This window comes from Rhizobium terrae (assembly GCF_003425685.1).
Taxonomy (GTDB): domain Bacteria; phylum Pseudomonadota; class Alphaproteobacteria; order Rhizobiales; family Rhizobiaceae; genus Neorhizobium; species Neorhizobium terrae.
The window spans coordinates 1-22,161 of record NZ_QJKM01000025.1; the positions used below are offsets into that span (position 1 = coordinate 1).

Sequence of the window (22,161 nt, forward strand, 5' to 3'; positions counted from 1 at the left end):
GCGGTCGGTTCTGTGCTCGGGCTGACGCCGAGACTGAACGAGTCTGGTGAAAGCAAACGGGTTGGGCGAGTATCCTGTTGCGGTGACGCGATGATGCGATCCCTGCTGTACGAGGCAGCACAAGTCCTGCTTGTAAACGTCAAGAAATGGTCGTGGCTAAAAGCGTGGGCGATGAACATCGCCAGACGCCGCGGCAGGCAAAAGGCGGTTGTCGCGTTGGCGCGACGGCTTGCGGTGATCATGCATCGCATGTGGAGCGATGGAACCGAATTCTGCTGGACACGGGAGAGCTTGCCTGTTGCTACGTAGCTAGCAACCAAGGTGACAAGAACCAAAGGAGACAAGAAAATTCCGCTGCCGGTGGAAAGATGTCCTTCGCAGGACGATGGATGGGGTGAGTTCGCGCGGTTGTCTTGGTACGGTCGTTTATTGCGATCAGATCGCCGATTAGATTGTTCCGCCTCATTCTTCTGATCCCATAATGGGAGGGCCACGCAGGCCGAGCCCGGAGAGAAGCGCGAGACTGCGAAGACATCAATCACCATAGCTACGGACAGTCAGAAGGTGCTTGACCTCACCACGCCGAATAGAGAAGACAACGGGATCGAACCTGCGACGGGTCGGTTTGGCTCAGCCAAGGGCACCCAAATTGCCAGACCGCGTGGACCGGTGACGATCAATGCCGGATCCGGCGACATCGTCCAGAACATCTACATGCGCAAGGTCGAGCGGATCGATGGCGAGCTCTACAACAACGAGTTCAAGACCTATGAGGCGGTGAAGGATCCCGCCCGGTAAGGGGTCGTGATCTGCAGGCACCCAGAAAATAAAAGAGGCGGCACATGCCGCCCCTCTTTCGCTCCGGCGAACCGTGCTTCTCAAGAGAATACACAGCGGCGCCCAAATGGCTTTCTCAGAATTCCTGCCAGTCATCCGTTGCCTGTGCGACGGCTGTGTTGCCGCGCGAGACCGGTGCACGGGAGATCGCCGGACGGCTCGGTGCGGCAACGACCGGGCGAGCCTGTGTTGCCGGTGCGGGGGCACGCATACGGGCGGCGGTGTCGCCCAGCTGGCTCGATGCGCCGGCATGGCCAAACTGGAACTGCGAAAGAAGATCGCTCAGCTTGGAGCTTTCCTGTGCAAGACCCGCACCGGCAGCATTCATCTCTTCGACCATGGCGGCATTCTGCTGGGTCGACTGGTCCATATGGTTGACGGCGGTGTTGACCTGCGCAAGGCCGACCGACTGTTCCTGCGCTGCCGTGGCGATTGCATCCATATGCGACGTCACCGTCTGGACAAGCTGTTCGATGGCCGCAAGCCCCTCGCCGGTATCGCTGACCAGCTTGACGCCTTCGGACACGGCCACGGCCGAGTTCGAAATCAGGCCCTTGATCTCCTTGGCGGCATTCGCCGAACGCTGCGCAAGTTCGCGCACTTCCTGGGCGACGACCGCAAACCCCTTGCCAGCTTCACCGGCACGGGCGGCTTCGACGCCGGCGTTCAGGGCCAGCAGGTTGGTCTGGAAGGCGATTTCATCGATGACGCCGATGATCTGGCCGATCTGCTGCGACGACTTCTCGATCCGCTCCATGGCTGCGACCGCATTGCGGACCACCTGGCCGGATTGGTCGGCGCGGATGCGGGCATCCCGCACGACATCGCGGGCCTCGGCGGTGCGCTTCGACGTCGAGACGACGTTGGAGGTGATTTCCTCCAGTGCTGCAGCGGTCTCTTCCAGCGAGGCGGCCTGCTGTTCGGTGCGCTTCGACAGATTGTCGGAAGCGTCCGAGATTTCCTTCGAACCGCTGTTGACGGTCGAAACTGAGTTGCCCACGCTGAGGAGCGCATCGCGCAGCTGGCGGACCGACGTATTGAAGTCATGGCGCAGACCTTCGAACTGCGGGGCCAGGGCATCGTGCAACTCGCACTGCATGTCGCCTGCGGCCAGACGGCGAAGGTTGGCGGCCAGTGCGCCGGTCGCCTGCGTCAGGCGGGCTTCGGCCTCCGCCTCAGTCACCTGCTGCAGTTCGATCCGCTCGGCTTCCGAACGGCGACGGCTCGCGTCTGCTTCCGCCTCGAGCTGATGGTTGCGGATTGCGGCCTCGCGGAAAACCTCCACGGAGCGCGCCATATGGCCGATCTCGTCCTTGCGGTCTGCATAGGGGATAGCCTCTTCCGTATTACCCGCCGCAAGGCTCGACATCCGTTCCCCGATCCGACGGATCGACTTGGACAACAGGCGCGCGATCGCGACCGACAGAACAATCGCCGCGATGACGAACGCACCGAGCACCGTCAGCGCAGTCACCAGCGAGGAATGGGCGTCCTCAAGCTTTGACACGGCTTTGGCGTGGACGGAGCCTGCGGTATCGACCAGCAACTGCCCGACGAAATCGCGGCGCTCCGCCATCGTCTTGGTCCAGGTTTCCAGATCAGCGGGCGCCGGCGTATAGGCGGTATTCTTCGACATATCGTCGATCTTCTGCTGAAGCACGCGCCCGGCAGGAGACTGCATGAAGGTATCCAGCCGCGCCACGACGGAAGGGTTGACGAACTCGCGCACGAGCTGGCCATAGATGCGAATCTGGGTCGTCGCGGCGCCGAGGCGCGCGAACTCCTCAAGCGACAAGGTCCCGTTCTTGACGTACTGCATGCCGATCCGGTTCAGGACCAGATAACCTTCGTTGAATTGCAGAAATGCATTGTAGCCTGTGACGCCCTGTTGGAGGTCCCGATCTTCCATGATGTTACCGGCACGCGCCGTAACCTGGATCGACGCTGCGGAAATCGGCTGCATGTAGAGGAGCGGCGTCATGGCATCGATCGTGCCAGCATCCACCTTGGAGCGGAACTCAGCGAGCTTTGCATATCGCTCGTCCAGGCCACGCTTGATGCCCGACAGGATCTGATCGTCGTACCCGGCCGCAATAACGTCGCCATAGCTCGTCACGACCGCCCTATAGGCAACATCCGTCTTCTGGCGCATCTGCGCGCGCTGGTCGGGCGAGGATGCACTTTCCACCGGCAGGGCGAGCATGAGCTGTCCGCCTGCTCCGGCCAGACGCTCCAGCGCTGCTGCGCCGCTCAGCTTCTGGTAATTTCGGAATTCGTCTCGGATGACGGTCGCACCAAGCACTGCAACAGCCGCCAACGGTACGATCGCAAGGACCGTCAAAAGCGCGCGAAAAGAAAGAGACCACAACAATCTGGTCATGCAAACCCCTGATAGAAACTCCCCGGGCACGCAAACTCGATTGTCGCCCGATCCAGGAGGCAAATATAAAATCAGATGGTTATAAATTAATTTAGACTTGATTATTTCGGCACGGAAATGACGTGGAATGAATCTGACGACGCGATGGTGGATGTCAGATAAGAGCCTGCCAGATCATCGGTATTCCTTCTAATCTCAGCAGGCGCAGATCCGGGCGGGGTGGGAATATAGTTCTGTGCGACCGGTAGAGAGTTCGCACGATCGCGTTTCGGGTCAGAAAGCAGCCTGATCATGGCTATGTTCTTGCGAAATTTCGGAGAAAAATTATTCACTGAACACCTTGTCTCGTCCTTTGCGAATGTTTGGTACCAGGGCGATCACAAGTAAGATGACTGACACGGCGAGAAGGCCGGCGCTAATCGGCTCGGTGACAAATGTCGAGAGCGATCCGCGCGACAGAATCAGCGCTCGCCGCAGGTTCTCCTCCATCAACTTTCCCAGCACGAAGCCGAGCAGCATGGGCGCCGGCTCGAAGCCGAACCTGATCAGCAGGAAGCCGAGGGATCCAAAGAGGCCGATTAGCAGCACATCGGTGGGCTGCGAGTTGATCGAATAGATGCCGATGCAGCAGAAGACCAGGATGGCTGGGAATAGCAGCCGGTAAGGAACTTTCAGCAGCCGGACCCAGAGACCGACTAACGGCAAGTTGATGATCAGCAGCATCAGGTTGCCAATCCACATGGACGCGATCATGCCCCAGAACAGTGACGGATTGCCTGTCATTACCTGCGGTCCGGGAATGATGCCGTGGATCGTCATCGCACCGACCATCAGCGCCATCACCGCATTGGCTGGAATGCCGAGCGTGAGCAGCGGAATGAACGAGGTCTGGGCGCCGGCATTGTTGGCCGATTCTGGGCCGGCGACACCTTCTATCGCGCCTTTTCCAAACCGGCTGGGGTCCTTGGCGAGCTTCTTTTCAACGGCATAGGAGGCGAACGGGGCAAGAATCGCGCCATTGCCCGGCAGGATGCCGAAGGCCGAGCCGAGAAGCGTGCCTCGCACCACGGGTGCCACGGACTGGCGCAGTTCCTTCCGGTTGGGCAGGAGACGACTGATTGCGCCGCGCACCACGTCGCGGTCCTCAGACTGACCGAGATTGCGCAGGATTTCCGAGACGCCGAAGACACCCATGGCCAGCACGGCGAAATCGATGCCGTCCCAGAGGAAGGGTTGCCCGAAGGTCATTCGCTGGTCGCCGGTTTCGAGATCGGTGCCGACGGTGGAGAGCAGCAGTCCGAGCATGATCATCGCCACGGCCTTGAGGAGCGAACCTCCAGCCAGAACCACGGCGAAGACGAGGCCCATTATCATGAGCGCGAAATATTCGCTCGGCCCGAACAGCAGGGCAACCCGCGTCAGCGGCGCGCCCATTGCCGCAATCAAGATCGTCGCGACCGTGCCGGCAAAGAACGAGCCGAGCGCCGCAATGCCGAGCGCCGCACCGGCACGGCCGCGGCGCGCCATGGCGTGGCCGTCGAGCGCGGTGACGACCGAGGTTGCCTCGCCGGGAATGTTGACGAGAATGGCGGTCGTTGATCCGCCATACTGGGCCCCGTAATAGATGCCGGCGAGCATGATGAGCGCGCCGGTCGGGTCGAGGCTGAATGTAATCGGCAGGAGCATGGCGATGGTCGCCACCGGGCCGACGCCGGGCAGGACGCCGATCAGCGTGCCGACGAGGCAACCGAGAAAGGCAAGCGCGAGGTTCTGGAGGCCGAGTGCGACCGAAAGACCCAGCGAGAGATTGGAAATCAGCGTGTCCATCAGCCCTCACTCCCCTGATCGGATATGGATTTCTGTCTGTCGGTGACAAAGACGACGACTGTCGCCGCAAGCATCACAGCCGAGGTGATGCGCAGGACCGCCTTCTGCGACCAGCCATCGGGGAAGGAACCGATCAGGGATGCCGGAAAGATCGGGATCGGCAGGTTGAGAAGATCGCCGAACATCAGCATGCAGAACGGCGTCAGTCCGAGCGCGAGCGCCACGAGTTCGCGGAACCGGGCTTCGGGCGTCGCAAGACCGGCGATGACGATGGCCACCGGCGCCGAAATGATCAGCCCGAGGCCGGGTATGGTGACCGGGCCGATGGCGAACGGCCGGATCGTCACGGCAAAAAAGACGATGGCGAGAAGGACGAGAACGGGGCCATGAAGCTCCGTCCTCTCGATGATGAGGCCGGGCCGCAGGAAAGCCGAGACGGCGAGAGCGAGACCCATCAGACCGAGCCCGACGGCGAGCGCCCGCGGCATGAGGGCTGATCCCATCTCCGAAAGCGAACCGGCAGTCAGGTCCCGGAGCTGCCACAGCGCCAGCGCGGCAACCGCCACAAGCGCCAGTCCGCCAGCGAGGTTTTGAGGAGCACGAATCGTGCTCCTCCCCGTCGCATTCTTAATCTCGTTCATTGTCCGCCTCCTCCTGGGTCCGTTTTGGTCCGGCCTCAGTTCGGCTCGACGCCGAGTTCCTTGAGGATCTGGCCGGTATAGGCGTATTGCGCAGCCAGGAAGCTCTTGGCGCCGGCCGGCGTGGTGTTATCGCCCTTCTCCATCTCGAAGCCGAGGGTCGGCGCGCGCTCCAGCACGTCAGGCTCGGCAATGGCTTTGGCAACGGCCTTGCTCATCGTCTCGACGATCGCGGCCGGCGTTCCTGCCGGTGCCATGATCATGAACCAGCCCTGCAGCTCGACGCTCTTCAGCGTTTCGGAAATCGCCGGCACATCGGGAAGCGAAGCGATACGCTGGTTGCCGGCAACCGCGATCGGGCGCAGCGATCCGTCCTTGATGAACGGTTCGACGACGGAAGCCGACTGGATCGTCACCGGCGTGCGGCCGCTGATGGTGTCCTGCACGGCGTTGGAGATCGTGTTATAGGGAACCAGCACCATTTTCGTGCCCGCATCCTTGTTGATCGCCTGGGCGATCAGGCCGGAAATATTGCGTGGTCCGTCGACCGCAAGACTCAGCGAGCCGGGTGCCTGCTTCTCGAGCGCGATCAGTTCGGCAAGGTTGTTTGCCTTGACCTTCGGATTGACGAGAAGCACATGGTGGCTCTTCGCCACCATGGCGACCGGTACGAAATCCTTGATCGGATCGTAGGACAGCGCCTTGATCGTATAGGGGTTGGTGACCAGCGCGGCCGAGGTGGCGAACACGAACGTGTAGCCGTCATTGGTGGCACGAGCCACGGACTGCATGCCTACCACGTTGGCAGCGCCTGCCTTGTTCTCGACGATGAACTGCTGGCCGAGCGCGCGCGACAGCTTGTCCGTGATGATGCGGCATAGCACGTCAGGGCTGTTGCCGGCCGCCTGCGGCACGACCACGGTAACCGGCCGTTGCGGCCAGTCAGCCGCCTGGGCAGAACCGCTGGCCAGAGCGAAGCTAGCAGCGACGCCTGCCATGAAAATGCGTCTTGAAAATTTCGACATGTCGTCCTCCCGTTGAAGTCAAATAGTCCAGTGGTTCACATGGGACGGTCCACCTCTCCCGGCCGGCCCCCGCGACAAGTTGTATCAGTGCGGTTCGTTCGTGATCGGGTTGCGCAGGATGCCGAGGCGATCAATCTCGACTTCGACCACGTCGCCCGCCTTCATCCACAGCGGCGGGTTGCGCTTGGCGCCGACACCGCCGGGCGTGCCGCTGACGATGACGTCGCCGGCTTCCAGGCGCGTGAAGCTCGAGCAATATTCGATCTGGCGGGCGATATCGAAGATCATCTGGGCAAAGGTCGCGTCCTGTACTACCTGGCCGTTGAGGCGGGTCTGCAGGCGCAGGTCTGCCAGCGGGCCGAGCTCGTCCGGCGTCATCATCCAAGGACCGAATGCGCCGGTATCCGGAAAATTCTTGCCCGGCGTGAACTGGTGCGTGTGGTACTGGAAGTCACGAACGCTGCCGTCGTTGTAGCAGGCGTAACCCGAAACGTGGCTCATGGCCTCGGCGCGCGATATATAACGGCCCGGCTTGCCGATGATGACGGCGAGCTCGCCCTCGAAATCGAGATGGGTCGAAACCTTCGGTCGGATGATCGGTGCGAGATGACCGGTCTGGCTATTGGCGTAACGCGAGAAAATCGTCGGATTTTCGACTTCGCTGCGGCCGGTTTCCTTGCGGTGCGTCTCGTAGTTCAGGCCGACGCAGAGGATCTTGTCGGGATTGGGCACGACCGGCAGCCATTCGACTTCGGCGGTCGGCGTGGCGGCGGCGGAAGCGGCGGCTTCGGCAACGCCTGCGAAATTCGCGGTGATCGCTGCCTTGAGGTCGGCATACCGGCCGGCGAGTGCTGCGCCTGCGTCGCGGAAGGTTTCGCGCTCGATGACGCCCCAGGTGGTGCGGCCGGCGATCTTGACGGTGGAAAGTCTCATTGTCTTACTCCTGCAAGGGTATCTTTATCGAAAGCGCATCATCTGAAGCCGTCAGGCGAGGCGGGCGCTGAGGTCGGTTATCTGCTGGCGAAGCGCTTCGACATTCTGTGCTGCGCCGAAAACGTAGTGGTCCGGGCGGACGATCGCGGCGATCGCGCCATGGCGATCGAACCAGGCGGAAAGTACGCCGTCCTTTTCGCGAAGTGCGGTCGGGTCGGCTTTGTCGTCGCCCTGAGGGGCAACGGCCCTGATCACGATTCCGTCGATCGCTTCAGCCAGTGCTTCGCCCTCGCCCGTCCCGATCCGGCGACCATCGAGGACCAGCCGCCATTCCGGTCCGGTGAACGAATCCAGCAGGCGCGAAGACGCGCCTTCGACGATCGCCGGCTGCGGGAAGAGCAGCCCTCGTGCCGGGGTGCCCTCAGACGCGATCAGTCCCTCCTCGATCGGCGGCACGATTTCCTGGCGGGTGATGGTAAGCGGCTTGCCCCCACCTTCGGCGAGGATCTTGGCATCGCGCGCGGCGGCGGCGGCCGGATCGCGTTCGCAGATGGTTTGGCCTATAGCCCTGATCTTGCCCGTCAGCGCGCGGACATGCCGCTTGCGCTCCACAGTATAAGTGTCGAGCAGATCTGCGGACGACTTGCCCTTGAGGATACGGTCGAGCCTCCAGGCGAGATTGGAAACGTCGCGCAGGCCCTGGCACATGCCCTGCCCAATGAAGGGCGGCTGCTGGTGGGCGGCATCGCCGGCGATCAGCACGCGGCCACGGCGCCAGTCGTCGGCCACCAGTGCATGGAAGCGGTAGGCAGCTGCGCGCCAGAGATCGCCCTGTTCGGGGGTCAGCCAGGGCGATAGCAGCTGCCAGACATTCTCCGGCTTTTCCATCTCGCGCGGATTTTCACCCGGCAGGAGCATGATCTCCCAACGGCGATGGTTTTTCGGCCCCATGATATAGCTTGTTGGCCGTGCCGGATTGCAGAACTGCGCCGATGTCTGCGGCAGCTTGCTCAGGGCGTCCTCATGAACCTGCACGTCGACCACCAGCCACGGCTCGTCGAAGACCAGGTCCTCGAATTTCATGCCCGACTGTTCGCGCACTTGGCTCCAGGCGCCGTCGCAGCCGACCAGGTATTTCGCGGCGACCTTGCGGGTCTTGTCCGAGGCATCCTTCAGCGTCACGACGACCTCGTCCGCCTGCGGATCGAGGCTGGTCATTTCCGTGCCAAGCTCGACCGTCACGCAATCGAAGCTTTTGGCGTGCTTCCGCATCACCGCCTCGACCGGCGGCTGGGTGAATACCATGCTCGGCGTGTAGCCCAGCGGATAGGGTTCCGGCACCATGTCGATACGGCGGATGAGCTGTCCCTGCGCGCCGAAGTGCTGGGACGCGGTGAACGGTGCGATATAGGGCAGGACCTCGTCGGCAATACCCATGTTGTCGAAGTGCCGCAGGATCTCGTGATCGATCGCGATGGCACGCGGCTTGTCGTAAATGCCCGCCAGCTTGTCGACGACCAGCGTGGAATGGCCGCGTGCGCCGAGCATGCCGGCGGCAACAGCGCCGGCTGGGCCGAAGCCCACCACCAGCACGTCATAACGGTTCGAAATATCGGTCTCGTTCGTCACGGGAAAGCCTCTGCAAACTGGAACGGCGGTGTCAGACGCCGGAAAATCCGATGGAAATCTGTGCCTTCTTGCAGGCGTCGCTTTTCGGAGGCGCTATGCCCCAATGGTCGGTGCGGCCGGGCGGCCATACCCATTCTGCCGGCCCGCGGACGCGGTAGCCGTCATCGACCTGCAGCACTTCGGCGGTGTATTCGATCACCACGCCCTGCGGATCGATGAAATAGGCGAAGACATTGTCTCCCGGTCCGTGGCGCCCGACGCCCCAGCCGATCGGATGTCCCTTGTCGACGACCAGGCCGGAACCGCGCATGACGGATTCCAGGTCCGGCATCAGGAAAGCGATATGGTTCAGGCCGTTTGCGGGTGCCTCGGCCAGCACCACCGCGTGGTGGTCGTTATTGCAGCACAGGAAGGCCATGAGCTTGGAGCGGTCCGTCAGGCGGAAGCCGAGGACGTCTTGGTAGAAGCTCGAAAGTGCCTCGATTTGGGCGCTGTTGATGTTGACATGGGCAAGCCGGTTCGGCCGGCTGGCGACGATCGTGCCCTGCTTTTGCTGGTCGCCATGGACGAACTCCAGCACAGAGCCCTGCGGCTCGCGGATGACGAATCGCTGACCGCCCGAGGGCGCGTCGGCCGGTCCCGGCTCTCGCATCACGGTGCAGCCCGCAGCAACCGTTTTGGCAAACAGCGATGCCAGGTCTTCGGCAGAGCGGACGCGGAAAGTGATCTTGCGCAGTTCTGCACGGTCGCTCTGCTTCAGTTCCAGAACATGGAAGTCGTCGCCGGTCGCCGCCAGGAAAACCTTGTCGCCGACTTCGGCCACCACATCCAGTCCCCAGACGCGGGTATAGAAGTCGACGGAGCTGGCAAGATCAGGCGTGCCGATTTCGACGCTGCGCAGGTCGGAGACGGGAAAGTCTGTCATCTGGTCAAACCTCATCCAGCGCGAGGAAGGCTCGCGCATTCGCAAATGTCAGGCGCCCGCGAAGGCCCGTATCGGTGAAGGCTTCCCCGATACGGCCGACGGGTTCCTTCTCGCGGAAATTGAACGGATAGTCGGTGCCGAGCAGCACACGATCCTCGCCGAAGATCGAGACTGTGCGCTGCAGCGTATCCTTGTCGAAGACGAGCGTATCCACGTAGAGACGCCGTGCCTGCGCCGAAGGCGCTTCCGGCATGATCTCCCTGATCGCCGGGAACGCCGAATAGCCCTGTTCCAGGCGCGGCAGCAGCGAGGCGAAGGTGCCGCCGCCATGGCTGAAGGCGATCCGCAGTTTCGGGAATTTCAGCAGCAGCCCGCCGGTGATGACGGATGCGGCGGCAAGGCCGACATCGGTCGGATAACTGAGAACCTGCTGCAGTGGGGCCGGCCCGACAAGACGGTCCATGCCGGCCGGCCGCACCGCGTGAACGAAGACGGCGGCACCGAGCTTCTCGGCCTCCGCGAAGAACGGATGGAAGCGCGGGTCACCGATTGCGACACCGTTGATGTTGCTGCCGATCTCGACGCCACGGAAACCGAGTTCGCCGACGATGCGATGCAGTTCGGCAATCGCAAGGTCGATGTCCTGCATCGGCAGGCCGCCGAGCCCGACGAAACGGCCCTTGCCTTCCGCGACAAGCGCGGCAATCACGTCGTTGACATGGCGCACCAGATCTTTGGCCGGTTTCGCGTCGATCCAGTAGCCGAAAAGTTCCGGCATGGGGGACAGCGCCTGGATCTCGATGCCGCTGCGGTCCATTTCTTCCAGCCGCCGTTCGGCAACCCAGCAGGCATCGCTGACGGCGCGATAGGGCTTTTCGTCGATGATAACAGTCGCGTGGCAATCGCTCACGGGGGTCATGGAAGGCCAGCCGCGGATCGAGGCGCCGCCGGGGGCAAGCGGAAACTGGGCCGGAACGACATGACAGTGAACGTCGATGCCGCCGCAACCGCAGCCGCTCTTGAACCGACCCGTTGCCTTCACGCTTTCACTCACGCCCGTCCTCCTCTGTTAGCTTTTTGAATAATCTACAAACTTCTACGCGTAAAGCCCGAATTTATAAATTTTGCGATTTGAACATGGTCGTGTATATAAAACTTGATTTGAACCGTGGGAGCCAAATGAACGTCGATACGCCGAACAAGGGGCTGGAAACCCCTGCTACGCTTGCCACCAGCATCTACGAGCGGCTGAAGGCGGATATCCTGTCGGCTCAGCTCGAGCCCGGCCGCAAGCTACAGCTGCGTTTTCTGATGGAGCATTACGAAGCGGGGCAGACGCCGTTGCGCGAGGCCCTGAACCGGCTCACCACGGAAGACCTGGTGATCGGCAAGGAGCAGCGCGGCTTCTTCGTCAAGCCGATCAGTCTGGAAGAACTGGGAGAGCTGACGAAAACCCGGTCCTGGGTGGAGGGGCTTGCCCTGCGCGAGTCGATCGCAAACGCCAACCCGGCATGGGAGGAAGCCCTTCTTGTCGCGCATCACCGACTGGACCGGGCGCCCCGCTCGCTCAATCCCGACCGTTTCGAAAGCAATCCGGAATGGGAGCGGCTGCACCGTGCCTTTCATGCGCTTCTGATCGGCGGCTGCGGCTCGCGCCCGTTGATCGGCTTCTGCGAACAGCTGGCGGACCGCCTCAATCGCTACCGCGCGCTGTCCAGCCGCAAGGCATTCCGGGTCCGCAAGGTCAGCCAGGAACATGCCGACATCGCCAAGGCGGTTCTCGAACACGATACGGAAGAGGCCGTGCGTCTGCTGCACCGGCACTACGACCAGACGGCCCAATTCATCAGGGCCGATCTGGAAACAAGTGAGGCCGGCGACACGACGCCACCAGCCTGATCCTAGCCGAACAGGAAATTCATTTAGCCGCGTTTTCGCGGATGAATTCGAGAATATCGGGACCAAGGCTTTCGTCGGCGGTATCGAAATGTTCGATGATCGAAATATGGTTGTGGCCGAGCGCCGTGTTGTAGTTCGGAAGCCTGCGGTCGCGGGCAAACAGCGCATCGACGAGCCGCTTGTTCTGACGCTGGATCGACGGCATGTCGTTTTCGGCCACAGCCAGGAAGATCGGCAATTTCCGGTCTGCGACGCGGCGGATGATCGACATGCCGGGATATTTCGACGCGTCCTCGCCGTAATAGACCTTGTCCTGCTGGGCGAGGTCTTCCGCATCGGCTGTCGGTATCGAAATCAGGATTAGACCGCGCACGCCGTCATCCGGCTTGCCGGCTGAGGTCAGAAATCCGTAGGTCGCCGCGTGCGTGGCACCGGCGGAATTGCCCGACACGAAGATCGAGCCGACATTGCCAGGATGCGCTTCCAGATGCTCTCGCAACCATGCGACCGCCTTGCCGACATCCTCACCGCCGGACGGAAAGCTCGTCTGCGGCGCATAGGTGTAGTTGATCAGCGCGGTTACGATTCCATGCTGCGCAAAATAGGTACCGAAATGGGCAACGTCTTTTTTGTCGCCGCGCACGAAACCGCCTCCATGCGCAAAAACCAGGACGGGGACTTTCGCCCCGGCGGGAAGACCCGAAGGGACATAGAGATCGAGCTTCTGGCGCTCGCCGCTCCCGTAGGCGATGTCCTTCATAACGGTCACGCCCTCTTTCGAGGCTGCCTCGTGCAGCGGCTTGTAGATCTCCGTCACGCCTTTCACCACGTCCGGGCCAAGCCTGTCGCCGAAGGCGCGGACGCCCTCCGCGACGGAAGGCGGATTGGCCTACATCTGCGCATGGGCCGGCAAGGCGAAACCCGCCAGCAAACTCCAATACAAAAATCGCAAGTTTTCCTCCCCCATGCGTATTTGAAAGATTAAAAATCCCGACCGGATCAGATCGGGTAATGCCCCGGCTGCGTTTCGACGGTGATCCAGCGCAGCTCGGTAAACTCGGCAATGCCTGCCGGGCCACCGAAGCGGCCGTAACCGGATGCCTTGGTGCCGCCGAACGGCATCTGGGCTTCGTCATGCACCGTCGGGCCGTTGACATGGCAAATGCCGGACTTGATGCGGCGGGCAACCCGCAGGCCGCGGGCAGCATCGCCGGTGAAGACGGATGCCGACAGGCCGTACTCGCTGTCATTGGCAAGTTCGATCGCGTGATCCTCGTCACGCGCCCGCAGCACGCCGACGACCGGGCCGAAGCTCTCTTCGCCGTAGATGCGCATGTCCTTGGTCACGCCATCGACGACGGTTGCCGACATCAGCGCGCCTTCCGTCTTGCCGCCGACGGCAAGCTTGGCGCCTTTCGAGACGGCATCGTCGATCAGCGACTGGACCTTTCCGATCGTCTCGATGCCGATCACTGCGCCGAGCGGCGTCTTGCCTTCCGCCGGATTGCCCGCGACCAGTGTCGCAGCCTTGGCGCGGAATTTCTCCACGAAGGCATCGGCGATCGCATCGACGACGATGATCCGCTCGGTCGACATGCAGATCTGGCCCTGGTTGAAGAAGGCGCCGAAGGCTGCGGCCGCTACGGCCTCGTCAAGATCGGCATCTTCCAACACCAGGAAGGGCGCCTTGCCGCCGAGTTCCAGCAGCACGGGCTTCAGATGTTCCGCCGCGCGGCGAGCGACCATCCTGCCGACACCGGTCGAACCGGTGAAGTTGATGCGGCGCACACCCTGATGATCGATCAGCGCGTTCACCACATCGGCCGCATCTTCCGGCGCGTTGGTGACAACGTTGACGACACCGTCCGGGAAACCGGCGGACTGGAAGCATTCGACGATCAGGCTATGCAGGGCCGGGCATTTTTCCGAGGCCTTGAGGATTACCGTGTTGCCACAGGCAAGCGCCGTGGCGATGGCACGCACGCCGAGAATGATCGGCGCATTCCAGGGCGCAATGCCGAGGCACACGCCGGCCGCTTCGCGCATCGACATGGCATGGCAGCCGGGCTTGTCGGACGGGATGACCTCGCCCTTGATCTGGGTAGTCAGCGAAGCCGCCTCGATGATCATGTTGGCAGCGAGCATGACATTGAAGCCGGCCCAGCTTGCGGTCGCACCCGTTTCCGTCTGCATCATGCGGATCAGGTCGTCCTTCTTGGCCGTCAGCGCCTGCGATGCCTTCATAAGCAACTGGCGCCGCGCATTCGGGCCGCTTTCCGACCAGGAGGAGAAAGCGGCAAAGGCCTTGTCGGCAACGGCAGCAGCGTCGGCTGCGGTAAACGCCGCTGCGGTGCTGGCGGTCTCGCCCGTCACCGGATTGAGGCGGACGAACTCGCGGGGCTTCCCGTGATCTGCAACATTCTGGTTCATCAAAACCTCCCCTGATTATGCCACGAGTTTCGGCGCAGCGCGAAAACTTGCTTTTTCGATACCTGCAATTGCACAGAGTTCATCGTTGTCGCCGATATCGCCGGAAATGCCGACAGCTCCGACGACGATACCCTGGGTATCGAGGATCAACACGCCGCCCGGCGAAGGCACCATGCGCCCGGCGCTGACCGAAGCCAGCACGGTGATGAAAGCCGGGTTCTTGGCCGCGCGCTCCGTCAGTTCCCGTGTGCCAAACCCCATGCCGAGTGACCCCCAAGCCTTGCCGTAGGCGATATCGAAACGAACGATGCCGGCGCCATCTTCCCGCTTGTAGGCGACCAGATGACCACCCGCGTCTAAGACTGCCACGGCGAGTGGAGCAAGCGAACGGGCGCGACCTTCGGCAAGCGCGGTATCAATGATAGTTGAAGCATCTGTGAGTTTGAGCATGCTTGAAATCCAGTTCTGTTGGACATTCGATTATCGGTTGACGGCCTGCCAGCGCAGAAGGCGGCGTTCGCCAAAGGACAGAAGCCGGCTGCCGACGAGACCGACCGCGCCGAGGATGACGATGCCGGCGAACAGATCGGCCGAGCGGAAACTGCGGCTGGCAGCAAGGATGCTCTGGCCAAGACCCGCCCGACTTGCCAGCATTTCCCCGACCACGGCTAGGATGAGCGAAATGGTCAGGCCGAGCCGAAGGCTGGCGAGGATCATCGGCATGGCGCTGGGCAATGCCAGCTTCCAGATCACCTGGCCACGGCTGAGGCCGAGGACCGCGCTGACCTCGTAAAGCCGCGGCTCCATGGCGGCAAAACCGTGGATCGTTGCAAGCAGCATCGGCCAGAGCGCACCAAAGGCAATGACGACGAGCACCATATTGTCCGAGAAACCGAGAAAAGCGATGGCGATCGGGATCATGGCCGAGGCCGGCAGCGGCCGTAGCAGCTCCAGCGTCGGCGCGATAAACGCCCGAGCCCGCTTCGAGATTCCGACCAGCGATCCAAGAAAAACGCCCACGAACGAGGCAAGCAGCCAGCCGAGCAGCATGCGCTGCACGGTTTCCAGCGTCTGTGTCAGCAGCGCTCCGCCGGAGAGCCCTTTTTCCAGGGCGGCATAGGTGCGCTCGGGGCCGGGAAAGAAGATCGGCGAAATCAGCTTCGCATCGGTAACAAGCTTCCAGACCAGGATGAAAAGCACGAGGGTCGCGCAGCCGAGCAGCAGCTTGCGCAGGGAAAAATTCTTCATCGTCGCTCTCCCTTGACGAAAGCCGGAAAGAAGCCGCGTTGCGCCATGTTGAGCAGCACGCCGATCAGCCAGCCGATGGCGCCGATCCAGATCAGATATGCGAACATTTCCGCAGGCCTCAGTGCCTGCTGCGCCATCATGATGCCATAGCCGAGGCCCAGCGGATTGGCAGTGATCTCGACCGTGACCGCCACCACCAGCGCGTAACCGGCGGCAAGCTTGAGCGACATGAAGAGCTGCGGCAGCACGGCCGGCAGCACGATCTTCACCAGCCGATCCGTGAAGCCGAGCTGCAGCATATTGGATACTTCCATCAGCCTCGGCTCCACCTCCTTCACCGCCACGCGAGCCAGCACGACGGAGGGCCACAGCAGGCCAAGCGAAATGATGACGATCTCCATCTTCGCGCCAAACCCGAGCAGCATCATCACCACCGGAATGAGCGCAACCACGGGGATCGGCCGCAACAGTTCGATGGTCAGATCGAGCGCATCGTCCGCGATACGGAAGAGGCCAAGTACGATACCGAGAAGCGAGCCCGCCCCGACCCCGACGACGCAGCCGATGGCTGCGGCCTTCAAGGTGTCCAGCGTCGCGCGCAGGAGCGATCCATCGGCCATGACGGATACGAATGCCCGCGCGATATCGAGCGGGCTTGCCAGGCTGTCGCTTTCCAGCTGCGTGACGGTCGCCGCCACCTGGGCAATGACGACAAGCGCGACCGGCAGGAGTGCAGCGCGCCAGCCGTTCTTGAACAAGGTCGAGGCACTCATTGGTGATCGTCCTTGATGAGATCGTAAAGCTCGCGGCGCAGGCGCAGGAATTCAGGATCTTCGCGGGTCAGAAGCTGGTCACGCGGCCGCGCAAGGCGCACATCGACGATCCGCCCCACCCGGCCCGGATTGGGCTGCAGGCAGACGATGCGATCGCCGAGATAGATCGCTTCTTCCAGGTCATGCGTGACGAAGACCATGGTCGCGCCGGTCGTTGCGACCAGTCCGAGAACCTCGTCCTGAAGCGCCTGCCGGGTCATCGCGTCCAGCGCGCCGAACGGTTCGTCCATCAGCAGCACTTTCGGCTCCTGGGCCAGGCAGCGGGCGATCTGCAGGCGCTGCTGCATACCGCCGGACATTTCAGCCGGATATTTCTCCGTATGGCGGCCAAGACCGATCTTCTCCAGCAATTCGCGGATGATCGCCGGTCGCTCGGCTCGCGGGCAGGCGCGCGCTTCCAGCGCCAGCGATACGTTGCCGGCCGCCGTGCGCCAGGGCAGCAGCGCCTTTCCATAGTCCTGGAAAACGATCGCGACCGAGCGGTTCGGCCCGCCGATCACCGCACCATCCAGTTCGACACTGCCGCTCGTTGGCTGGGCGAGGCCGGCCAGCATGCGCAGCAAGGTCGTCTTGCCGCAGCCGGACGGCCCGATGATGCAGATGGTTTCGCCCGGCACGATATCCAGGCTGACACCACCGATAATTTGCAAAGGCCCGTAGGACAGCGTCACGTCACGGATGCGGATCCGTGGTTGACTGGCCGCGGGAGCGGAACCGGCGGCACCGTGCGGAAGCCTGGTGGAAAGCTGAGTCACGGGCATGGTCAAGCTCCCTTGACGAGCGCGGCATGAGGCCCGCCGCCCACACCCTTCTGGAATCCATAAGCATTCATCTTCGCAAAATATGGCATGCTCGGATGCGCCTCGAAGCGGACATGGCAGTCTATGACGGCAGGCAGGCCGGACGCCATGGCGCGCTGAAGCGCCGGGCCGATTTCCTCCTCCGTGGTCACCCGCTCCCCGTGGCAACCGAAGCCGCGCGCCACATCGGCATAGTCCACGCCGTCGAGATCCGTGCCGAACGAGAAATCGTAGGTCTTGCGCTGCCCCATCTTGATGACGCCCCAGGAGGCATTGTTATGGATGATGTTGATGATCGGCAGGCCATAACGCCGCGCCGTATCCAGTTCGGACAGCGTGAAACCGAACGCGCCATCGCCGCAGATGTTGAACACCGGCCGTTCCGGATGCAGGAGCTTGAGCGCAACCGCATAGGGCGTTCCGAAGCCGAGCTGGCACATGCCGGGTTCGTGGAAACGGGTTCGCTCGACGGCGGCCGGCGTCAGATCGTTGCTCCAGAATGATGTGTGGCCGCCGTCATAGGCGATCAGCGCATCCGCCGGCAAAAGCTCTCCAAGCGCCTTGCCGAGCCGGGCGGGATGCATGATAGCGCCCTCGTCCTCACTCATCCGGTCGAGCTTGCCGCGATATCCCGCATAGATGCCGCGCAGCCGTTCCAGCCACACGGACCGGTCGGGCATGCCGCGGGCTTCCAGCGCCGTCAGCAGGTCGGCAAGCGCGCTCGCCGCATCGGCCCAGATGCCGAGCGCATGCGGCGCATTGGCGCCGAGGCTCATGGGATCGATGTTGATATTGATGAGTTCCGCGCCGCCTTTCACGAGGGCGCCACCATCATCCCACATCCAGGAGGAAAAGCGGCAGCCGACCGCCAGGATGACATCCGCCTCCGCCAGGGCCACCGGAATGGCATCGCCGCCGATAATGCCGCCATGGCCAATAAAGAAGGGAGAATCGGTCGCTACCGTGCCGATGCCCATCTGGGTTGGCAGAGCCGGCGCCTGCATCCGAGCCAGAAGCGCGCGAAAAAGATCGCCGCCATTGGCCGACACGACGCCGCCGCCAGCAATCAGCACCGGGCGCTTTGCCGCGGCCAGCATATCGGCTGCACGGGCGATCTGGGCGGCCGGCGCACGCGGACCATCGACGGCCCGGTAGCTTTCCGGCGGCAGCGAAAGTGCCTCCTCGTCGAAACCGAACTTCGCCGTGAAAATCTCCTGCGGCACATCGAGATGAACCGGCCCACGCCGTCCGGTCAGGGCATGGCGAAAGGCATCGCGCACCAGATCCGGCAGCCGGCGCCCGTCATGCACCACCGCGCTCCACTTGGTGAGCGGCTTCAAGAGCGCATGTGTATCGAGATCCATGAACATGCCGCGATGGGGATAGGACGCAGCGAGATGGTTATTGGATGTGACGAGCAGCAACGGCAGATTGTTGTTGAAGGCCGTGCCGAGGCCTCCCACCAGGTTGGACGACCCCGGCCCCATCTCTCCGAGCGCCACGCAAATCCGCCCGCTGGCAGCAGCGATCCCAGCTCCCATCAGTGGGCCGCAGGCCTCGTGGCGCACCCCGAGATAACGGATCGAGGGCTCGCGCGAGATAGCGTGGAGAAACGGGTTCAACTTGCCGCCGGCGATGCCGAATACAAAGGGCACGGCCTCCGGCACGAGCAAACGGGTCAGCGCTTCCGCGCCGGTCATCTGGACCATGGATATCACCTGTCAGTCTGGAAAAGGCTGCCGGGACGCAGATGGCGCCCCGGTCATCGGTTACGCATCAGGGAGCGATCAGCGTGGCGGTATCGATCTTGCCGGTCAGCATGCCGCCATCACGCATGGCCTTTTCGAAATAATCGAGTGCAGCTTTGGTCGGCACTGTCCGGCATTCCGGTAGCTCGATCTTGTTCAGCACCTCGATCGGCAGCTTCGTGTATTTCGAGACGATTTCGCGGGTCTTGGCCGGATTGGCAGCCACGTATTCCGCTGCCTGCGCAAACGCCGCGCGGAAAGACTTGATGGTTGCCGCATTCCCCTTGGCCCAGTCGCGTGTGGCGACGAAGGTCGTGTAGGGCAGGTTTTCCGGCAGGTCGGACATATAGTTGAAGGCAACCGTGCCGTTCGCCTGGGCAACGGCGCGGCCGAGCGACGGCTCACCGGCGATGATCGCATCGATCGTACCGCCCTTCAGAACGTCCGCCGTATTCGGGATAGGCACTTCGATGAAGGTGACGCCTTTCTCCGGAACATTCTTCTGCTTCAGCCACTGGCGGAAGAGAATATCCAGCGTGCCGCCAATGCTCGGCGTGCCGATCTTCTTGCCCTTGAGATCTTCAGGCTTGCCGATCTCGACGCCGCCACGCACCGCCAAGCCGGCATTCTTTGCCGTGCGGGGAGCGGTCACGCCGCAATTGGCAACAACCACGAGATCGATGCCGCTATCGACCGCCTGCAGCAATACGGTCGGCGAAACAGCGACAATCTGGTGCGAACCGGCGACCATTGCTGCGACGAGCGTCTGGTTGGAACCGGTCGGCAGGAACTCGACGCTCAGGCCGTTCTTTTCGAACAGGCCCTCGTCCTTGGCAACGAAGGCAGCTTCCACTTCAGCAATGGGTGGCGTGCCGATGGCGATCTTGGTTTCAGCCCACGAAGGGGCCGCACCAGCAATGACAACGCTGGCGATGAGAATTGTGCGCTTGAGCATGAATACCTCCTCGAATGCGGGACTCCTCAACCCATCGCGACTATTCCAATTGCGCCGCCTTACATCAATAGACAGAACGGCAGTTCAGCTATAACTTTAAAGGCATATCTGGGCCGCAGTGGGGGGCAATACGATGAACCTTCGAAAATGGGAATATTTCCTGAAAGCGGCAGAGTTCGGCAATCTGTCACGTGTCGCCGAAAAGCTCGACATCTCGCAGCCGGCGCTAAGCCGGCAGATCGTTGCCCTGGAACAGGAAATAGGCGCTTCGCTTTTTCACCGCACCGGCCGTGGTCTGACGCTGACACCGGCCGGGGAAGTTTTCCGCGCAAGAGCCGAGGCTATTTTGGAAGAGATCGCGCGGGTTCCGGAAGAAGTCATGCATGCGGCCAACACGCCTTCCGGGCGGCTTGCCTTTGGTGCGCCGCCCTTCATGGGGCGCGTGCTCACCGGCGAATTGGTAGCGAGCTACGTCGAGACCTATCCGCATGTGCGCCTTCGTGTCCGCGGCGCGCACTCCTTCCAGCTTCGCGAAGCGATCTTCTTTCGCGATATCGATATCGGCATTCTGGCCGCGCCGCTTACGGAGCCGGACCTGCACACGGAACCGCTGCTGCAGGAACAGCTGTACCTCGTCGGACCTGCCGGCAGCGGCCTGTCACCGGAACAGCCCATCACGCTCGAAATGGTGGCAGATCGACCGTTGATCCTTACGCCCCGCCCCGACGGTTTGCGAACACTCATCGAGACCGAATTCGCCCGCATCGGCCGGCGCGCAAGAGTCGCTGTCGAAACCGAATATGCCCCGATGGACGATCTTATTCGTCGCAATGTGGGTTTCGCTATCATGCCATTCTGCGGAATGGTCAATTCACCGCTGACCCAGCTTGCCTGGGCACCGATAGAAGGCCTGTCCGTCACCTGGCTTATCGCATTGCTGGAAAACTCGGAGCGGACGCTGGCTGCAAAACGCTTCATAGACATGCTGCTGACTTCAACGAAGGAAAACATCAAATCCGGCCGCTGGGAAGCGGCCTATCTGGGCAAGTAACTCGCAGAACAGCTTATCGGGGCGTGATTGTCGCAACCGGGCTGAATCTATAATAGCTTAGGAAATTGGCTGGCCTATTGGGATATTATGGATCTCGAACCGAGACTGCTTCGCTATCTCCTCGCCATCGACCGCGCCGGCTCCTTTCAGAAGGCCGCCGAGGCGCTCGGCATTTCGCAGCCCGCTCTTTCGGTCAGCATTGCTCGGCTGGAAGATATCACGCGCATGCATCTCGTCGATCGCGGTCGATACGGTGCCATCCTCACGGATATGGGCAAGATTCTTATCCGGCACGCCGAGAGCATTGAAGCCATACTGCAGCTCGCACGCCGGGAACTCGAGGCACGGCGGCAGGGCGCCGAAGGTCCTCTGCGCGTCGGAGGAACACCCTTGGCAACGGGCAGCATCCTGCCTCGGGTCATCGCCCACATCCTCAGGGAGAATGGGAATGCTGCGATTGCGGTGACCGAAGGCACGGACGAACAACTGATGGAGCGCCTCCTCACTCACGAAATCGATCTGGTGATTTCGAATGTGGGGCAAAGGCCGACTCCCGAAAACGTGGAGGAAATTCCTCTTTTCACCGCCCGTTCGGTTATCGTGGTCAGAGCAGGTCACCCACTGGCGGGACGGCAGCAGGTCTCCCTCGTCGAACTCACCGATTCGACATGGATCATGCCGCCCCCCGGCGGTGCTTTCCGAAAACAGATCGAAGCCCTGTTCATGACGAACGGCATACCGTTTCCGGCCAACCTCGTCGAAGCCGCACCCTTCAGCGTGTTGAAAGCAATCGTGGAGCGATCCGATGGCGTCAGCATTCTGTCGGATCAGTTTTTACGCGACGAAATTCGACGCGGCATACTGACCGCCATTCCTCTGGCGGAACATATCGCGTCGAGACAATTCGCGATGCAGAAAATCGCCGGCAGACAGCTGAATTCACTTGGGAAACGCTTCGTCGCGGTGGCTACGGAATTATCGCTGGAAACCGACGAAGAATAAA

20 protein-coding genes and 1 pseudogene are annotated in these 22,161 nt (G+C 62.0%); 5 read left to right on the forward strand and 16 right to left on the reverse strand.

The genetic code is table 11. The features are described from left to right. On the forward strand, positions 1–309 hold a 309-nt coding region (locus DMO26_RS30050), incomplete at its 5' end, for a transposase (protein WP_162895120.1). Between the two features lie 345 nt (positions 310–654). Continuing rightward, positions 655–798, forward strand: a pseudogene (locus tag DMO26_RS34595) (ABC transporter substrate-binding protein); the annotation flags it as partial. Positions 799–913: 115 nt separating this feature from the next. Here DMO26_RS34595 and DMO26_RS30060 read toward each other — a convergent pair. From DMO26_RS30060 to DMO26_RS30095, 8 genes are all read right to left on the reverse strand, one after another. Further along, positions 914–3,217, reverse strand: coding sequence for a methyl-accepting chemotaxis protein (locus DMO26_RS30060; RefSeq protein ID WP_117195999.1), 2,304 nt, complete (start codon positions 3,215–3,217; stop codon positions 914–916). 324 nt (positions 3,218–3,541) lie between these two features. Beyond that, positions 3,542–5,044: a tripartite tricarboxylate transporter permease gene (locus DMO26_RS30065; protein WP_117196000.1), complete on the reverse strand. Its 1,503-nt coding sequence runs from the start codon at positions 5,042–5,044 to the stop codon at positions 3,542–3,544. Then, a complete protein-coding gene (locus DMO26_RS30070) occupies positions 5,044–5,685 on the reverse strand; it encodes a tripartite tricarboxylate transporter TctB family protein (RefSeq protein ID WP_117196001.1) in 642 nt (213 codons plus the stop codon). The genes DMO26_RS30065 and DMO26_RS30070 overlap by 1 nt, the downstream gene beginning before the upstream one ends. Before the next feature lie 35 nt (positions 5,686–5,720). After that, the gene (locus DMO26_RS30075) at positions 5,721–6,707 is read right to left on the reverse strand and encodes a Bug family tripartite tricarboxylate transporter substrate binding protein (protein WP_117196002.1); all 987 of its coding nucleotides are present in this window, start codon (positions 6,705–6,707) and stop codon (positions 5,721–5,723) included. Positions 6,708–6,791: 84 nt separating this feature from the next. Then, positions 6,792–7,640 (reverse strand): fumarylacetoacetate hydrolase family protein, encoded by an 849-nt coding sequence (locus tag DMO26_RS30080; RefSeq protein WP_117196003.1) that lies wholly within the window; start codon positions 7,638–7,640, stop codon positions 6,792–6,794. A 51-nt stretch (positions 7,641–7,691) separates the two neighbouring features. Next, on the reverse strand, positions 7,692–9,269 hold the full coding sequence (locus DMO26_RS30085) for a bifunctional 3-(3-hydroxy-phenyl)propionate/3-hydroxycinnamic acid hydroxylase (protein WP_117196004.1): 1,578 nt from the start codon (positions 9,267–9,269) through the stop codon (positions 7,692–7,694). A 31-nt stretch (positions 9,270–9,300) separates the two neighbouring features. Continuing rightward, a complete protein-coding gene (locus DMO26_RS30090) occupies positions 9,301–10,194 on the reverse strand; it encodes a VOC family protein (RefSeq protein WP_117196005.1) in 894 nt (297 codons plus the stop codon). Between the two features lie 4 nt (positions 10,195–10,198). Continuing rightward, the gene (locus DMO26_RS30095) at positions 10,199–11,248 is read right to left on the reverse strand and encodes an amidohydrolase family protein (RefSeq protein WP_117196006.1); all 1,050 of its coding nucleotides are present in this window, start codon (positions 11,246–11,248) and stop codon (positions 10,199–10,201) included. A gap of 125 nt (positions 11,249–11,373) precedes the next feature. Here DMO26_RS30095 and DMO26_RS30100 point away from each other — a divergent pair, with 125 nt between their 5' ends. Further along, positions 11,374–12,093, forward strand: coding sequence for a GntR family transcriptional regulator (locus tag DMO26_RS30100; RefSeq protein WP_117196007.1), 720 nt, complete (start codon positions 11,374–11,376; stop codon positions 12,091–12,093). Positions 12,094–12,112: 19 nt separating this feature from the next. Here DMO26_RS30100 and DMO26_RS30105 read toward each other — a convergent pair whose 3' ends face one another. From DMO26_RS30105 to DMO26_RS30140, 8 genes are all read right to left on the reverse strand, one after another. Beyond that, positions 12,113–12,910, reverse strand: a complete 798-nt coding sequence (locus DMO26_RS30105) for an alpha/beta hydrolase (RefSeq protein WP_162895121.1) — start codon at positions 12,908–12,910, stop codon at positions 12,113–12,115. A gap of 182 nt (positions 12,911–13,092) precedes the next feature. Continuing rightward, positions 13,093–14,523 carry an aldehyde dehydrogenase gene (locus DMO26_RS30110; protein ID WP_117196009.1) on the reverse strand — a complete coding sequence of 477 codons (1,431 nt, stop codon included), beginning with the start codon at positions 14,521–14,523 and terminating at the stop codon, positions 13,093–13,095. A gap of 15 nt (positions 14,524–14,538) precedes the next feature. Beyond that, on the reverse strand, positions 14,539–14,973 hold the full coding sequence (locus DMO26_RS30115; protein ID WP_117196010.1) for a GlcG/HbpS family heme-binding protein: 435 nt from the start codon (positions 14,971–14,973) through the stop codon (positions 14,539–14,541). 30 nt (positions 14,974–15,003) lie between these two features. Then, complete coding sequence (locus tag DMO26_RS30120; protein WP_117196011.1) at positions 15,004–15,771, reverse strand: ABC transporter permease; 768 nt, start codon at positions 15,769–15,771, stop codon at positions 15,004–15,006. Then, on the reverse strand, positions 15,768–16,544 hold the full coding sequence (locus DMO26_RS30125) for an ABC transporter permease (protein ID WP_117196012.1): 777 nt from the start codon (positions 16,542–16,544) through the stop codon (positions 15,768–15,770). Before DMO26_RS30125 ends, DMO26_RS30120 begins: the two co-directional genes overlap by 4 nt. Further along, positions 16,541–17,365 carry an ABC transporter ATP-binding protein gene (locus tag DMO26_RS30130; protein WP_117196013.1) on the reverse strand — a complete coding sequence of 275 codons (825 nt, stop codon included), beginning with the start codon at positions 17,363–17,365 and terminating at the stop codon, positions 16,541–16,543. Before DMO26_RS30130 ends, DMO26_RS30125 begins: the two co-directional genes overlap by 4 nt. Positions 17,366–17,367: 2 nt before the next feature. Continuing rightward, positions 17,368–19,113 carry a thiamine pyrophosphate-binding protein gene (locus tag DMO26_RS30135; protein ID WP_117196014.1) on the reverse strand — a complete coding sequence of 582 codons (1,746 nt, stop codon included), beginning with the start codon at positions 19,111–19,113 and terminating at the stop codon, positions 17,368–17,370. A gap of 67 nt (positions 19,114–19,180) precedes the next feature. Further along, complete coding sequence (locus DMO26_RS30140) at positions 19,181–20,107, reverse strand: ABC transporter substrate-binding protein (RefSeq protein ID WP_117196015.1); 927 nt, start codon at positions 20,105–20,107, stop codon at positions 19,181–19,183. A gap of 133 nt (positions 20,108–20,240) precedes the next feature. On the opposite strand from DMO26_RS30140, the gene DMO26_RS30145 reads away from it, so the two are divergent. Then, the gene (locus DMO26_RS30145; protein WP_117196016.1) at positions 20,241–21,158 is read left to right on the forward strand and encodes a LysR family transcriptional regulator; all 918 of its coding nucleotides are present in this window, start codon (positions 20,241–20,243) and stop codon (positions 21,156–21,158) included. A gap of 87 nt (positions 21,159–21,245) precedes the next feature. Further along, entirely contained in the window at positions 21,246–22,160 is a 915-nt protein-coding gene (locus DMO26_RS30150) for a LysR family transcriptional regulator (protein ID WP_117196017.1), read from the forward strand. Position 22,161: the final 1 nt, after the last annotated feature.